The sequence below is a fragment of the Streptomyces sp. NPDC005496 genome, assembly GCF_042872045.1.
Taxonomy (GTDB): Bacteria; Actinomycetota; Actinomycetes; order Streptomycetales; family Streptomycetaceae; genus Streptomyces.
This window is the reverse complement of sequence record NZ_JBIAJQ010000015.1, coordinates 134,057-148,822: the sequence shown is the minus strand read 5'-3', so window position 1 is coordinate 148,822 and position 14,766 is coordinate 134,057. Positions and strand designations below refer to the sequence as shown.

Below are 14,766 nucleotides of genomic sequence, written 5' to 3'. Positions count from 1 at the left end.
GACAGCCCCGACCTTATCTTTTAACGTCGCAGAGTAAACGTTAAAGGATAAGGCCAACTCCTCGCGCACGCACCGGAATTGAGAGAGTCAATCGGGCGGTAAGTATGCAGTAGCTCGGCGGGATCGGCGCCCGGCGAGACTGCATAACTGAGCGAAGAACTGGTGAACGTCTACTGAGCCCGGTTGTAGTCTTCTGGAGAAAGCCCCGGTGGACCGCTGGCAGCAGCGATGTCGCCGGGGCTACGAACGTAACGGGATGCCGCCTAGGTCTCAGTCGAGGACTGTACGGCTCGTTCGGCCAGCTCTACTTCGAGATCAGCGATGCGTTTGTCGGCGAAGCGGACGTTGTCACGGGCGGCGGCCAGCTTCTCGGCTAGGGACTTGCCTTCCGAGGCCAGTTCACGGACCCTCCTCTTCAGGTTCCCGTTGTCAGTGATGATCCGGGCGACGTCTTCCTGGGACCATTCGCTCCCGAGATCGCGGACCTGCCCGAGAAGTTCGGCGATCTGCTCGCGCTGAGCGAGGATCTCGGTGTGAGCGATTTTGAGGGCGGCCTCGGTATTCAGGGCTCGCTCGCGCCAGGACGCTTCGAGTTCGGCTTGGACGGTCTGGCGGTCCTGGACACGCCTGCCGGCGGCTTGGTTCACAGCTTCGTCGACCAGAGTGCGGGCGTTGGGGTGCTCGTAGAGGAACGTGCGTGAGACGTCTGCGCTGCGCGCGACCGCGGCCATCGTGATGGGCGTCCTGCTTTTGATCATCTGGTCCAGGACGTCCTTGATCCGGGCCAGGCTGGCTGCCGTCCTTTCTCGACGGACCGCCAGTGCCCGGGAGGTGCGGGCGGCGGGAACGGCGGGGGTGGTCACTCGGTCACCTCTGGCAACTGGATGGTGTTGTCGTCGTGCTCGGCGGCGAGGTCGCTGGCTCTGAATGCCAGGCTCCAGAGCCGATGGAAGTAGTCCTGAGGGCGCCGCAGGTCCAGCGCGAGCGCCTCTTCGAGCAGGCCGAGGCCAGCCAGTGCCTTCTCCAGGCCGTCGATTGCTCGGGCGGTGGGCTCGAAGTAGGCGTGCAGATAGTCGGCGGTCGCGTCAGTGGGAGAGCGTTCGGCCAAGGTTCGCCACTGCTCGGCCTTGCGGCGCCAGTAGAGGAGGTCGGCGCCGGACATGACGAACTTGTCGCAGTTGTGACAGTCCATGTTCCAGGGGCAGGCGTCCCCGCGGACCACGGGCTGGAAGGTGCAGAAGCCGCCCTCGGCTGGTGTGCTGCGGCGGGCCAGGTCCATGGCCATCGCCTCGGCCTCGGCTTTGCTAAGACCCTCGGCCGGGGAGACAAGGAGCTTGCCCGGGTTGGCCGAGCCTGGGCCGCCGACCCAGACCCGCTCCAGAACGTCGTCGATCTCGGACGAGGCGACCTTCGCGTAGTGCTCGGCCATCCGCTGGGAGACCTGGCCGAGGTACTTCTTGATGTGGTGCAGGCCAGCGCCGTGCTTGAGGAGATTGGTTGCCAGGGTGTGACGTGCCTGGTGGGGGACCCAGGCTCCGATGTCTAGATCTTCGAGCCAGCCGCTGAAGCCGGTATGGAAAAAGGTGTACGAAATCGCCATCGTGCCCTTCGGATTTCGGCTGCGCGAAGGGAACAGGGCCAGCCCCGCCCGTTCCTTCGCGGTGGGCTGTCGGCCATGGCGGTCCTCGAACCGTTCGAGGGTGATCTGCTGGCGTTTCTGCAGCCGCAGGTAGAGCGTCTCAGGGATGCGGATCGCCTCGTCGAGGTTGCCGACCTTGGTCTGGTCGTGCCAGAGGAACGGGACACGGCGGTGGATCGTGATGCAGTCCAGCCTCAGCTGCAGCACTTCGTTCGCGCGGCGGCCGGTGAACACCAGAGATTCCCAGGCATCCCGGAGCCCGTGGTTATTCGGGTCGTAGCGGTCTGCCAACATCTCCAGGTTTGATCGGTCAGCCAGGGCCCGGGCGACCTGGTCGGGGAATGGACGCCGGGCCTTGACGGCAGGAGTGTTGCCGGTCGGCAGCGCGACGACGAACTTCCTGGACAGCCCGATCTCCTCGGCGAGCCCGGTGTCCAGCGCGAACCGAAGGATCACCCGAGCATGGTTGAAGATGAAGCGGCCGGTGTTCTCGGTGACCGTGCTCGGCTTCCCCATGTGGCTGCGGACGCCCAGAGCGGGCAGGTTCTCGCGGATTCGCTGGTTGTGGTCGGCAACGAACCGTTCCATGTGCTCGGCGTCCAGCAGCTGCGGATCATGCCCGCCCCCGGGGGCTGTGATCTCCAGGAAGGCGCCCAGCTCGACGCAGGACCGCCGGTCGTTGTCGAGGGGGCCGGTGCTGCGAGGCCCCCTCGCGGATCGCAGCCGGTTGGCAAGGTGTTCCCAGAGCAGGTCGCGCAACCACCGCTGGGGGACATCCGTAAGGTCCCAATTGCTGTGCCGCTGGGCAAACTTGACTCCGAAGTGCTCGGTCTCGATGTAGCCGGCCTCCTTCGTTTCCTCCTTCGTGTAGTAGATGATCCGCAGCTCGGTCAGAGCCTCGTGGAGGATGAACCGTTTGCGGGCGTCCAGCTGACTGCGTTCCTCGGCGAGCTCGGTCAACGAGCCGATGCGGCGTTCGCGGGCCAGGTTCACCACCTGTTGGATCCACCAGGTCGGCCAATAGGTGTGGGCGCCCCGCTGGGTGTGCGCGAACAAAGTCCACTGGAATTCGGCTCTCACCAGCGGCGGCAGCCCCTGGAGATTGATCGTGCCAGCCCGCGAGACGGGGTGTGTGGTCTTGCACCAGCGCAGGAAGGCGGCCTTGTCCCCGTAGAGGATCGGGACGGGACGGCCGATCATCTCGTAGCGGTTGAACCACTTTGGCGGCCGCATGGCGTGGCCGGGACTGCCCTCTGCCGCGTAGCGCATTTCATGAGCCCGGCAGAGCCCGAGCGGGCTGCTGGAAAGGGATTGGCAGGAGGCGACGATGCAGTCGCCGTAGCCGCGGAACGGCTCGGTCTGCGTCGCGAGCCAGTCATCGAAGGCCAGAGAGGGCTCCGCGGCGGAGGCCTTCTTCCATCGGCCGTTGTGAGCCAGACACAGCTCAAGCCCGTGGTGATGTGCCGGGCGGACCACGCAAATCCGGCAGACCGGGGGCTCGCCTGCCCGGTCATAGAACTTTGCCGGCTTCGCGTCACGGAGGAACTCGCGTCGCGTCAGCTGAGGGTTCGCCTGGCGGCCGCGGTCCCACTCCATCTTGTGGGGGTGGCAGAGGTCGCGGGCGTTGGTGCGGGAGTGGGGGCAGTCCTCCACTCGGCAGCGCCATCCGAAGACCGGGTGGTCAGCTGGGACATGGATCAGTTCCTCGCGGAAGAGTGGCTCGACGTGCGGACCATAGAGCAGGGCGGTCAGCACCTCCAGACGGTCGCGGGCCTCCCGAGGCTCGGCCGGATCGACGACGGTGTGCAGCGGTAGCAGGGTGTCGCTCACTGCATCTCACCCCACGCCGTCAGCAGGGCCGAGTTGAAGGTGGGGTCGTTGACATCAACGTGCGCGTAGATCTCATCGACCGTCTGGGTCGAGGCCCAGCCGCCGGCGTCTCGGACGATCACTAAGTTGCCGTCCGCGGCGTCCAGGACGGCGTTGGCCCAGGTGTGGCGGAACATGTGCGGGCGGATCAGGCCGAGGCCGGCGCGGTAGCCGGCCCGCTTGAGCATTTTGCGGGCGCCTTCGGGAGCCCAGGGCAGTCCCTTATCGGGCCCATGCTGCTGGACCAGCAGCATCCCGTGGGCGGCTCCGCGCGGGTACTCACTCATCACGTAGTCGAAGTAGGAGTGGATCATCGCCGGGCTGACCCGCTTGATTAGACCGCCCCGGACCACCCCGTCCTCGAATTCCCAGGGCCACTTTGTCTTCGCGCGGGCGTCGGTGGCCAGGCCGTCACGGTGACAGACGTGCGCGTGCGGGGCCCGGCACTCGCCGCAGGCGGCGTTCTCGCGCAGGTGCAGGTCGGCGAGGTGGAGGCCACAGAACTCTCCGATACGCAGGCCGCCGTCGCACAGCCATTCAACGGTCATGCGGTCGCGGGCCGAGTTCACCTCTTCGAGCAGGACCTCGCGCGCCCCCTCCGGCAGCATCTTCTTGTGCCGGCGCCGCAACTCCTTCGGCGCGAGCGGGTTCGCGTCCATACTCCGCTTGAGGTGCCCCAGCAGAGCGCGGTCCCTGTCACGCTGCGTGGGCAGCCGTTCAAGGTCCAGGGTCTCGGCGAGTGCCGCGTTGATGCCCAGCTCGGCTTGCCGCAGGTAGAAGCCCTTTAGGCAGGCCGCAGCACCCCGCAGAGCGTCGTTCTGATACGGACGCTTGCCCACCCGCCACGGCGATCCGTACGGCATCGAAACCTCTGCTCCGACCGCCTTCATGTACCGCTGAAGATCCCGGAAGCCCACGATCTCGGGCGTCAACCCCTCAGATTCCAGCCACCGAAGGTGGTCGACGAGCAGATACGCGTAGGTTCGGTCCGAGCCCCGGCCCGCGTACCCGGCGAGGTAGCGCTCCGCCGCCGAATGCAGACCGCTCATCGAGTCGAAGATGGTGTAGGAACGGCTGCCGTCCCGGTGCCGCACCTTCTGCACCCTGAGCCGACCCATTGCCAGTCTCTGTGCCATATGCCCTCCATGCCGACGCTGCTGACATCACGAACATCACGACGCCGGTCGGCAAACGAGGTCGGGATGTCCCAGGTCACGGCCCTCTGCGAACATCACGAACAGCAGATTCGGCGGCCGGAAAACTGGACGAGGCGCCGGAGTTCAGCGGCTTCGTCCTCGACGCGCTGCGCCAGCCCCTGGAGGCGGGGCACGTGGTGATCGCCCGGAGCGCGGGCGTGGTCCGCTTCCCGGCGAAGTTCCTCATGGTCCTCGCGGCCAATCCCTGCCCCTGCGGGCGCTTCAGCGTGAGCGGCGATCACTGCGAGTGCCCGCCCTCGGCCATCCGCCGCTACCAGTCCCGGCTCTCCGGGCCACTCCTCGACCGGGTCGACCTGCGCGTGGAGGTCGAGGCGGTCACCCGTTCCGAACTGACCGCGCTCGGCGCGCGCGGCGAGACGACGCGCACCGTCGCCGACCGGGTGCGCGCGGCGCGTGAGCGGTGTGTGGCCCGCCTCACCGGGACCCCGTGGCACACCAACAGCGAGGTGCCGGGACGGGAGCTGCGCGGTCGCTGGCAGGCCGTACCGGGAGCCATGGACGAGGCCGAGCGGGGACTGGAGCGCGGGATGCTGACCGCCCGCGGCCTGGACCGGGTGCTCCGCGTGGCCTGGACCGTCGCCGACCTGTCGGGCCACGACCGGCCGGACGCCGACGACGTCGCCCTGGCCCTGCAACTGCGCACCGGCGTCCCCCGGGGCGTGCCGATGATGATCGGCGCCCGGTCGTGACGGACGAGGAGCGGCTCGCCCGGGTCACCCTCTCCCGGGTCCTGGAACCGGGCGACGAGACGGGCGGGCGCTGGGTGCGGGAGTACGGCGCCGTGGCGGTGGCCCGCCGCCTGGTGGACGGTGGGGACCCGCTGCCGGGAGTCACGTACACGCGGTGGGAGGGGCTGCGGGGCCGAGCCGCCCTCGTGCGCCCGGAGCGGGATCTGGAGCGCGCCGGGGAGGCCGGAGTGCGCTACGTGTGCCCCGGTGACGGCGAGTGGCCCGCACAGCTCGACGACCTCGGGGACGGCCGACCCACCGGACTGTGGGTGCGGGGCCGACCCAGCCTGCGGATGTGGGCGCTGCGGTCCGTCGCGGTCGTGGGCGCCCGGGCCTGTACCGAGTACGGGGCGCACATGGCGGCAACCCTGGGCGCGGAGCTCGCCGAGCGCGGCTGGGTGGTCGTCTCGGGCGGCGCGTACGGGGTGGACGGCGCCGCGCACCGGGGCGCGCTGGGGGCGGGCGGTGCCACCGTCGCCGTGCTGGCCTGCGGCGTGGACCGCCCCTACCCGCGCGGCCACACCCAGTTGATCACCAGGATCGCCGAACAGGGCCTAGTCGTCGGGGAGTTGCCGCCCGGCGATCACCCGACGCCCAGCAGATTCATCCAGCGGAACAGGATCATCGCCGCACTCACCCGGGGCACGGTCGTCGTGGAGGCCGCGTACCGCAGCGGCGCCCTGGTCACGGCCCGGGCCGCGCTCAGGCTCGGCCGGTTCGCGATGGGGGTCCCGGGGCCCGCCACCAGCGGCCTGTCGGCGGGCGTCCACGAACTCCTGCGCGGAGAGGCGGTCCTGGTCAGTGACGCCGGGGAAGTGGTCGAGCTGGTCGGGGACATGGGCGAGCTGGCCCCGGAGCGGCGGGGGCCCGTGCTGCCGCGCGACCTGCTGGACCCGGCGGCCCGGCTTGTGCTGTCCGCGCTGCCCGGCCGGGGCACCGCCACCGCGGACGTGATCGCGCGCGGCGCGGGCACGACGGGGGACGACGCGATCGGGAGACTGTACGAACTCCGAGCACTTGGTTTCGTCGAACGACACGGCGACGGCTGGAAGTTGACACGCCAGGCGATGATCTCCGTTCACGAAGGTCACGGTCGGTGTTGACCGGGTGCGTTCGGCCGTCCGGGCGATCCCCGACAGCCTTGGCAATTCCCATAGTTGACGTCTCCAGGTGATCACACAGTGCGACGGACGAGCCCCGGAGCGGGCCCGGGCGACCCGCGTTCGCGTGCGGGTGATCCCCGGTCCTTCGCTCACTGCGACACCTCAGTCACGCTACGCTCACAAGGATCCCGACGCAGACACTGCAACTCGACATCAGACCGACGCTCACCCAGGCACACCCAGTTCACGGCAGAACGGCACAAGGCGACGAATGCCCCAGCACACCTCCGGGTCTGACCGGACGGCGGTTCCCCCCGCCGCCCGCGGCAGCGTGCGCCCGCCCGCACCCTCGACGGTCGAGGAGCTGTGGCGGTCGTACAAGGCGACGGGGGACGAGCGCCTGCGGGAGCAGCTGATCCTGCACTACTCGCCCCTGGTGAAGTACGTGGCGGGGCGGGTCAGCGTCGGGCTGCCGGCCAACGTGGAGCAGGCGGACTTCGTCTCGTCCGGGGTGTTCGGGCTGATCGACGCCATCGAGAAGTTCGACATCGAGCGGGAGATCAAGTTCGAGACGTACGCGATCACGCGGATCCGCGGAGCGATGATCGACGAGCTGCGTGCGCTCGACTGGATCCCCCGTTCGGTGCGGCAGAAGGCGCGCAGCGTGGAGCGGGCGTACGCGACGCTGGAGGCCCGGCTCAGACGTACGCCGTCCGAGGGCGAGGTCGCCTCGGAGATGGGTGTCGGGGTCGACGAACTGCACGCCGTGTTCAGCCAGTTGTCGCTGGCGAACGTGGTCGCCCTGGAGGAGCTGCTGCATGTCGGGGGCGAGGGCGGCGGCCGCCTCAGCCTCATGGACACCCTGGAGGACACGGCCGCCGACAATCCCGTGGAGGTCGCCGAGGACCGGGAGCTGCGGCGGTTTCTGGCCAGGGCGATCAACACGCTGCCCGACCGGGAGAAGACCGTGGTCACCCTCTACTACTACGAGGGCCTCACGCTCGCCGAGATCGGCAACGTCCTCGGGGTGACCGAGAGCCGGGTGAGCCAGATCCACACCAAGTCCGTGCTCCAGCTGCGCGCGAAACTGGCGAGCTTCGGCCGCTGACACGACGCTGACACGGGGCGCGGGGACGGGCCGGCGTCGCGGCCACCGCTGAGCTGAATCGTCCCTCCTCCCGGCCCGGTCCGGGGGCCGTGGGCACTGGAGGCCCCTCCTCGGCACCCCTACCGTGTCCGGCTCGGCGGAGGGCGTGCCGGAGGTCTGTGCTCGGCCGGGTGGGCGGAAGTGACTCCCGTCCTCGGCGGTCCGTCCGTAAAGTGGTTGACGTGCCAAGGATTCGAGCGGCCTCCGTGGCCGAGCACCGGTCGATGCAGCGAGCCGCCCTGCTGGACGCGGCGCGGTCCCTGCTGTCCGAGGGCGGGACGGAGGCGCTGAGCTTCCCCGCTCTCGCCGAGCGGACGGGACTGGCCCGGTCCTCCGTCTACGAGTACTTCCGGTCCCGTGCGGCCGTCGTCCAGGAACTCTGCGAGGTCGACTTCCCCGTCTGGGCGGCCGAGGTGGAGGCCGCGATGGCCGCGGCGGACGGGCCCGAGGGCAAGGTGGAGGCGTACGTCCGGAGGCAGCTGGCCCTCGTCGGCGACCGACGCCACCGGGCCGTGGTCGCCATCTCCGCGAGCGAGCTGGACGCGGGCGCCCGCGAGAAGATCCGCGCGGCGCACGGCGGGCTCGTCGCGATGATCGGGGAGGCGCTGCGGGCCATGGGGCACACGGAGCCGCGCCTCGCGGCCATGCTGCTTCAGGGGATCGTGGACGCCGCCGTACGGCGCATCGAGCTGGGGGCGGCCGAGGATCCCGACGCGATCACCGACGCGGCGGTCGCGATGGCGCTGCGGGGCGTTCGCGGCTGACGGGGTTTTCCGGGAGTTTCGGAGGCTCGTAGGGGTGCGTAATCCTCTGTCAGCTGGGGGTGGGCGGGGCGGCCCTGGCCGTTCGTTCGTGAGGTGGCTGGACGGCGGGCAGCGGACGGCGGGCGGAGATGCTGTCGGTGCCTGTCGGTAGCTGGGCCGCCGGTTGCCTCTCCGGTCACCCTGGCGGCGGTCATGGGACCGGGAGCAGGCGGGGTGGGCCTGCGCGCAAGAGCCAGGGTGGCAGCAGCGAGAGCGGATTCACGTAGGTGCCGCCGCGCAGGAGGCCCCAGTGCAGGCATGTCGTGGCGCAGTGCGAGTCCGTCGCCGGGCCCAGGGTGCCGAGCACTGCTCCCGCTGCCACCTCGTCGCCCTTCTTCACCGAGGGCTCGACCGGGCCGTACGTCGTGCGCAGGGGAGGGTCGCCCGTCCCCGAGAGCTCGACCGAGACGACTCCGCGTCCCGCGACCCGGCCCGCGAAGGAGACCCGGCCGGGGGCGACCGCCCGTACGGCATCGCCCGGTGCCGCGGCCAGGTCCACGCCCCGGTGGCCGCGGCCGTACGCCGTGACCGGGGGTTCCCAGCCGCGTAGAACCGAGGGGCGCGGACCGGGACGCCCGCCCACCGGCCAGGCGCGGCCCACCGCCGGCACCGAGACGTCGATCCCGGGCGCCCCGGGCATTCCGTGCGGCCCCGGCGGGCCGGCCGCGCCCCCTTCCGGCGCGTACGTGTTCTCCGGCGTGTCCGTGCTCTCCGCCGTATCCGCGCTCTTCGCCCTGGCCGGGGTGGCGTCCGTCCCCGGCCGCCCGGCCCTCGCCGGCTTCCCCTCCGCACTGACCGTCGCCGGGTTTCCCGGTCGGCCCGGAGCTTCCTTCGGGCCCGGTGCGGAGAGGAAGGCCGCGCTCATGGCGTGGGTGACAGGCGGAGCCGGGGCTTCGGTGGGGAGAGTCGTCAGCACGGCCAGTAACACCAGCCACGTGAGGACGCGTTGTGTCGCTCGCATGCCGGAACCGTCCCGCACCTGGGCGGATCATGACCGGGATCTGTGGAGTACCCGCCGGTTGTGGACATCGGCGTCACCCGGCGCTCCGCGGGTCCCGTACACTTCTTGTGGCGATCCGGGTCACCGGGTCGACTTCGCACGCCCCGCATCCGGCCCACGTCGTTCGACGAAAGCCGGTGTCAGCGCCCCTCGGTCCTTTGTGGCAAGGCGCATCGCGGGCGTCAGGCGCGAGTGCCGTCCGGCACGCGCGGCACAACCGAGAACCTCAAGGAGAACGGCCATGGCCGTCGTCACGATGCGGGAGCTGCTGGAAAGCGGCGTCCACTTCGGTCACCAGACCCGTCGTTGGAACCCGAAGATGAAGCGCTTCATCTTCACGGAGCGCAACGGCATCTACATCATCGACCTGCTCCAGTCGCTGTCGTACATCGACCGCGCCTACGAGTTCGTCAAGGAGACCGTCGCCCACGGCGGCACGGTCATGTTCGTCGGCACGAAGAAGCAGGCGCAGGAGGCCATCGCCGAGCAGGCCACCCGCGTCGGCATGCCCTACGTCAACCAGCGCTGGCTGGGCGGCATGCTCACCAACTTCTCGACCGTCTACAAGCGTCTGCAGCGCCTCAAGGAGCTCGAGCAGATCGACTTCGAGGACGTCGCCGCGTCGGGTCTGACCAAGAAGGAGCTTCTCGTGCTCTCGCGCGAGAAGGCCAAGCTGGAGAAGACCCTCGGTGGTATCCGCGAGATGCAGAAGGTGCCCAGCGCCGTCTGGATCGTGGACACCAAGAAGGAGCACATCGCGGTCGGTGAGGCCCGGAAGCTCAACATCCCGGTCGTCGCCATCCTCGACACCAACTGCGACCCCGACGAGGTCGACTACAAGATCCCGGGCAACGACGACGCGATCCGCTCCGTCACCCTGCTCACCCGCGTGATCGCCGACGCCGTCGCCGAGGGCCTCATCGCCCGCTCCGGCGCCGGTAAGGCCGAGGGTGACAAGGCCGCGGGCGAGCCGCTCGCCGCGTGGGAGCGCGACCTGCTCGAGGGCGAGAAGAAGGCGGACTCCGAGGACGCTGCCGAGGCCCCGGCCGCCGAGGTCCAGACCTCCGCCGAGACCGAGAAGGTCGCCGACGCCGAAGAGGCCGAGGCCCCCGCCGCGGCCGAGGCCGCCGAGGCCACCACCGAGGCTCCGGCCGCGGACGCCGAGCAGGCCTGACCCTCACCCCTTTCGGGTTGTCGAACGGCGGGGGCCCACGAAGCCCCCGCCGTTCGGTCCGTAGATCTTCAGACTTCGAGAGAGATTCCAGGAATCATGGCGAACTACACCGCCGCCGACGTCAAGAAGCTCCGTGAGCTCACCGGCGCCGGCATGATGGACTGCAAGAAGGCGCTGGACGAGGCCGACGGCAACGTCGACAAGGCCGTCGAGGCGCTGCGCATCAAGGGCCAGAAGGGCGTCGCCAAGCGCGAGGGCCGTTCCGCCGAGAACGGCGCCGTGGTCTCCATCATCGCCGACGACAACACCTCCGGTGTGCTCGTCGAGCTGAAGTGCGAGACGGACTTCGTCGCCAAGGGCGAGAAGTTCCAGGCCGTCGCCAACCAGATCGCGCAGCACGCCGCCGCGACGTCCCCCGCCGACATCCAGGCGCTGCTCGCGTCCGAGATCGAGGCCGGCAAGACCGTCCAGGCGTTCGTCGACGAGGCCAACGCCAACCTGGGCGAGAAGATCGTCCTGGACCGCTTCGCCCAGTTCTCCGGCGCGTACGTCACCGCGTACATGCACCGCACCATGCCCGACCTGCCCCCGCAGATCGGTGTCCTGGTCGAGCTGGACAAGGCCGACGCCGACCTCGCCAAGGGCATCGCGCAGCACATCGCCGCCTTCGCGCCGAAGTACCTCTCCCGTGAGGACGTCCCGGCCGAGGTCGTCGAGTCCGAGCGCCGCGTCGCCGAGGAGACCACCCGCGCCGAGGGCAAGCCCGAGGCCGCTCTCCCGAAGATCGTCGAGGGTCGCGTCAACGGCTTCTTCAAGGAGGCCACCCTCCTCGGTCAGCCGTACGCGCTCGACAACAAGAAGTCCGTCCAGAAGGTCCTGGACGAGGCCGGTGTCACCCTGAAGCGCTTCACGCGCATCAAGGTCGGCATCTGAGTCCGTACCGCGATCGACGCGCGACCCCGCTAGGGTCGACAGCAGTCGTCCGCGTACGCCGGCACGCGTGCGTGCGTGACGGGCGACAGCAGATCTGACGAGGAGGCCATTGCCGCGTATGGGAGCCAACACCCCACCGGCAATGGCCTTCTTCGTATGTGCGACACGTAAAGAGGCGAGATCTTCATGACCACCACCCAGGCCGACAACGGCGAGAAGACCGACGACGGCAAAGGCACCGGACGCTTTCTGCTGAAGCTTTCCGGTGAGGCGTTCGCCGGTGGCGGCGGACTGGGCGTCGACCCCGACGTGGTGCACAAGATCGCCCGTGAGATCGCGGCCGTCGTGCGCGGCGGCGCGCAGATCGCGGTCGTCATCGGCGGCGGCAACTTCTTCCGCGGTGCGGAGCTCCAGCAGCGCGGCATGGACCGGGCCCGGTCCGACTACATGGGCATGCTCGGCACGGTCATGAACTGCCTGGCCCTCCAGGACTTCCTGGAGAAGGAGGGCATCGACAGCCGCGTGCAGACCGCCATCACCATGGGGCAGGTCGCCGAGCCCTACATCCCGCTGCGCGCCGTGCGCCACCTGGAGAAGGGCCGTGTGGTCATCTTCGGTGCGGGCATGGGCATGCCGTACTTCTCCACGGACACCACCGCCGCCCAGCGCGCCCTGGAGATCGACGCCGAGGCCCTGCTGATGGGCAAGAACGGCGTGGACGGGGTCTACGACTCCGACCCGAAGACCAACCCGGGGGCCGTCAAGTTCGACGCGCTCGGCTACGGCGAGGTCATCACCCGGGACCTCAAGGTCGCGGACATGACCGCGATCACGCTCTGCCGGGACAACAAGCTCCCCATCCTGGTCTTCGAGCTCCTGGCGGAGGGCAATATCGCGCGAGCGGTCAAGGGTGAGAAGATCGGCACACTCGTGGGTGACCAGGACAGCCGAGCCTGACCGGGGACGGACCCCGACGGGGTACGCACCCGGGCGGGGACGGACCCTGACCGGGGGATGGACAATGTCCTGCCGGTCGGGAACCGTGCAGGAACAAGACGCGACGCAGCCGGCCGCCGACCCCGACGAGGAACAGCTGCCGGGCCTACTCAAGACACGCAGGAGCAAGTGGTGATCGAAGAGACCCTCCTCGAAGCCGAGGAGAAGATGGAGAAGGCCGTCGTGGTCGCCAAGGAGGACTTCGCCGCGATCCGCACCGGTCGTGCGCACCCGGCGATGTTCAACAAGATCGTGGCGGACTACTACGGTGCGCTGACGCCGATCAACCAGCTGGCCTCTTTCTCGGTGCCGGAGCCGCGCATGGCCGTGGTGACCCCGTTCGACAAGAGCGCGCTGCGCAACATCGAGCAGGCGATCCGTGACTCCGACCTCGGGGTCAACCCGAGCAACGACGGCAACATCATCCGGGTGGTGTTCCCCGAGCTGACCGAGGAGCGCCGCAAGGACTACATCAAGGTCGCCCGGACCAAGGCCGAGGACTCCAAGGTGTCGATCCGCTCCGTGCGCCGCAAGGCCAAGGACGCGATCGACAAGCTCGTCAAGGACGGCGAGGTCGGCGAGGACGAGGGCCGCCGTGCGGAGAAGGAACTCGACGACACCACCCACAAGTACGTGGCCCAGGTGGACGAGCTCCTCAAGCACAAGGAAGCGGAGCTGCTCGAGGTCTGATGAACGACTCTTCCTGGGGAGCGCCGCCACAAGCCGGGTACTGGGGGCCGTCCGAGCAGGGGCCTGTCCAGGGGGCAGCCCCGGCGGGTCCCACGTACGATGCGCATGACGCCCAGCAGACTCGCCCCATGCCCATCGTGCCCGAGGTACCCGCATACGGCGGAGACCAGGATGACGACCGGGGGGCAGCTCGGCTGAGCGGCCCCTTGTTCCGCGACGAGACACCATCGGCGGCGCCCTACGCGGGCCCGTCGCACCACCCGCAGAGTCCGCAGGAGCCCATGCCCAGCGCCGCCCACCAGCCAGCGCCCGCACCTCAGAAGAAGAGTGCGGGCCGTGACCTGGGCGCGGCCATAGGAGTGGGCGTCGGGCTCGGTGCGGTGATCATCGCGTCGTTGTTCGTCGTCAAGGCCGTGTTCATCGGGGTGATAGCGGTCGCCGTGGTGGTGGGCCTGTGGGAGCTCACGTCACGGCTGTCCGAGCGCAAGGGCATCAAGGCGCCTCTCGTGCCGCTCGCGATCGGCGGTGCGGCCATGGTCGTCGCCGGGTACGCGCGGGGCACCGAGGGCGCCTGGGTGGCGATGGCGCTGACCGCGCTCGCGGTCCTGGTCTGGCGGATGACGGAACCCCCCGAGGGGTACCTCAAGGACGTCACGGCCGGGGTCTTCGCCGCCTTCTACGTGCCGTTCCTCGCCACGTTCGTCGCCCTCATGCTGGCGGCCGACGACGGTCCCTGGCGCGTCCTGACGTTCCTGCTGCTCACCGTCGTCAGCGACACCGGCGCGTACGCCGTCGGCTGGCGTTTCGGCACGCACAAGCTGGCGCCGCGCATCAGCCCCGGCAAGACCCGTGAGGGTCTCGGCGGCGCCATCGCCTTCGCCATGGCGGCGGGTGCGCTGTGCATGGAGTTCCTGATCGACGACGGCAGCTGGTGGCAGGGACTGCTCCTCGGGCTCGCGGTCGCGGTCAGCGCCACGCTCGGCGACCTCGGCGAGTCCATGATCAAGCGGGACCTCGGCATCAAGGACATGGGCACGCTCCTGCCGGGGCACGGCGGCATCATGGACCGGCTGGACTCGCTCCTGCCGACCGCGCCGGTGGTGTGGCTGCTGCTGGTCCTCTTCGTGGGGTCCGGCTGACCTGCGCCGCTGAGGCTTTGCTCCGAACGGGGGGCCCGCTGTCCACAGGACGGCGGGCCCCTCCTTCGTAGGGACGGGTCCCGGCGTCAGTCCGTGCCGTACTCGTGCGGCCGGCCGCCCTGCCACTCCACCCAGTCCGGGTCGTCCAGCAGCTCCCAGGCGTCCGGGAGTCCCGCGCGCCGCAGAAACTCGACCACGTCGGCGTCGCTGTGCGCGAGCCCGGCCACCTGGGCGCGGATCGTCACCCGGCGCCCGCCGGTGCCGGTGACGCGTTGGACGACGATGGGGCGAGACATGTTTTCGTACACCCGTTCGATACTAGGGGTAG

General features: G+C 69.5%; 13 protein-coding genes and 1 pseudogene. 9 read left to right on the top strand and 5 right to left on the bottom strand.

From position 1 onward, the window contains the following. Nucleotides 1–263 precede the first annotated feature (263 nt). The 3 genes from ACFYQQ_RS35950 to ACFYQQ_RS35940 are packed head-to-tail and all read right to left on the bottom strand — an operon-like array spanning nucleotide 264 to nucleotide 4,644. Entirely contained in the window at nucleotides 264–863 is a 600-nt protein-coding gene (locus ACFYQQ_RS35950; protein ID WP_355782364.1) for a DUF6262 family protein, read from the bottom strand. After that, on the bottom strand, nucleotides 860–3,469 hold the full coding sequence (locus ACFYQQ_RS35945; RefSeq protein WP_355782362.1) for a tyrosine-type recombinase/integrase: 2,610 nt from the start codon (nucleotides 3,467–3,469) through the stop codon (nucleotides 860–862). The genes ACFYQQ_RS35950 and ACFYQQ_RS35945 overlap by 4 nt, the downstream gene beginning before the upstream one ends. Beyond that, nucleotides 3,466–4,644 carry a tyrosine-type recombinase/integrase gene (locus ACFYQQ_RS35940; protein ID WP_355782359.1) on the bottom strand — a complete coding sequence of 393 codons (1,179 nt, stop codon included), beginning with the start codon at nucleotides 4,642–4,644 and terminating at the stop codon, nucleotides 3,466–3,468. Before ACFYQQ_RS35940 ends, ACFYQQ_RS35945 begins: the two co-directional genes overlap by 4 nt. A 125-nt stretch (nucleotides 4,645–4,769) precedes the next feature. Between ACFYQQ_RS35940 and ACFYQQ_RS35935 the strand changes: the two are divergent. The 4 genes and pseudogenes from ACFYQQ_RS35935 to ACFYQQ_RS35920 all read left to right on the top strand — a co-directional run. Then, nucleotides 4,770–5,414 (top strand): annotated as a pseudogene (locus tag ACFYQQ_RS35935) (ATP-binding protein); the annotation flags it as partial. Beyond that, nucleotides 5,411–6,556: a DNA-processing protein DprA gene (gene dprA / locus ACFYQQ_RS35930; protein ID WP_356243138.1), complete on the top strand. Its 1,146-nt coding sequence runs from the start codon at nucleotides 5,411–5,413 to the stop codon at nucleotides 6,554–6,556. The pseudogene ACFYQQ_RS35935 and the gene dprA, both read left to right, overlap by 4 nt. A 271-nt stretch (nucleotides 6,557–6,827) precedes the next feature. Next, nucleotides 6,828–7,664 carry an RNA polymerase sigma factor WhiG gene (whiG, locus tag ACFYQQ_RS35925; protein ID WP_355792683.1) on the top strand — a complete coding sequence of 279 codons (837 nt, stop codon included), beginning with the start codon at nucleotides 6,828–6,830 and terminating at the stop codon, nucleotides 7,662–7,664. A 245-nt stretch (nucleotides 7,665–7,909) separates the two neighbouring features. Then, a complete protein-coding gene (locus ACFYQQ_RS35920; protein WP_355792680.1) occupies nucleotides 7,910–8,467 on the top strand; it encodes a helix-turn-helix domain-containing protein in 558 nt (185 codons plus the stop codon). A 190-nt stretch (nucleotides 8,468–8,657) separates the two neighbouring features. On the opposite strand, the gene ACFYQQ_RS35915 is transcribed toward ACFYQQ_RS35920, so the two are convergent. After that, on the bottom strand, nucleotides 8,658–9,467 hold the full coding sequence (locus tag ACFYQQ_RS35915; RefSeq protein ID WP_388906732.1) for a peptidoglycan DD-metalloendopeptidase family protein: 810 nt from the start codon (nucleotides 9,465–9,467) through the stop codon (nucleotides 8,658–8,660). 280 nt (nucleotides 9,468–9,747) lie between these two features. Between ACFYQQ_RS35915 and rpsB the strand changes: the two genes are divergently transcribed. From rpsB to ACFYQQ_RS35890, 5 genes are all read left to right on the top strand, one after another. Further along, nucleotides 9,748–10,680, top strand: coding sequence for a 30S ribosomal protein S2 (rpsB, locus tag ACFYQQ_RS35910; RefSeq protein WP_355779961.1), 933 nt, complete (start codon nucleotides 9,748–9,750; stop codon nucleotides 10,678–10,680). 96 nt (nucleotides 10,681–10,776) lie between these two features. After that, nucleotides 10,777–11,613: a translation elongation factor Ts gene (gene tsf / locus ACFYQQ_RS35905; RefSeq protein WP_355779964.1), complete on the top strand. Its 837-nt coding sequence runs from the start codon at nucleotides 10,777–10,779 to the stop codon at nucleotides 11,611–11,613. Nucleotides 11,614–11,799: 186 nt separating this feature from the next. Beyond that, the gene (pyrH, locus tag ACFYQQ_RS35900) at nucleotides 11,800–12,570 is read left to right on the top strand and encodes a UMP kinase (protein WP_355779967.1); all 771 of its coding nucleotides are present in this window, start codon (nucleotides 11,800–11,802) and stop codon (nucleotides 12,568–12,570) included. A 171-nt stretch (nucleotides 12,571–12,741) separates the two neighbouring features. Then, nucleotides 12,742–13,299, top strand: coding sequence for a ribosome recycling factor (gene frr / locus ACFYQQ_RS35895; protein WP_121406225.1), 558 nt, complete (start codon nucleotides 12,742–12,744; stop codon nucleotides 13,297–13,299). Continuing rightward, nucleotides 13,299–14,438, top strand: a complete 1,140-nt coding sequence (locus ACFYQQ_RS35890; protein WP_355779970.1) for a phosphatidate cytidylyltransferase — start codon at nucleotides 13,299–13,301, stop codon at nucleotides 14,436–14,438. Before frr ends, ACFYQQ_RS35890 begins: the two co-directional genes overlap by 1 nt. 86 nt (nucleotides 14,439–14,524) lie before the next feature. Here the strand turns inward: ACFYQQ_RS35890 and ACFYQQ_RS35885 are convergent, their stop codons facing one another. Continuing rightward, nucleotides 14,525–14,734 (bottom strand): hypothetical protein, encoded by a 210-nt coding sequence (locus tag ACFYQQ_RS35885; protein WP_355779973.1) that lies wholly within the window; start codon nucleotides 14,732–14,734, stop codon nucleotides 14,525–14,527. Between the last annotated feature and the right edge of the window lie 32 nt (nucleotides 14,735–14,766).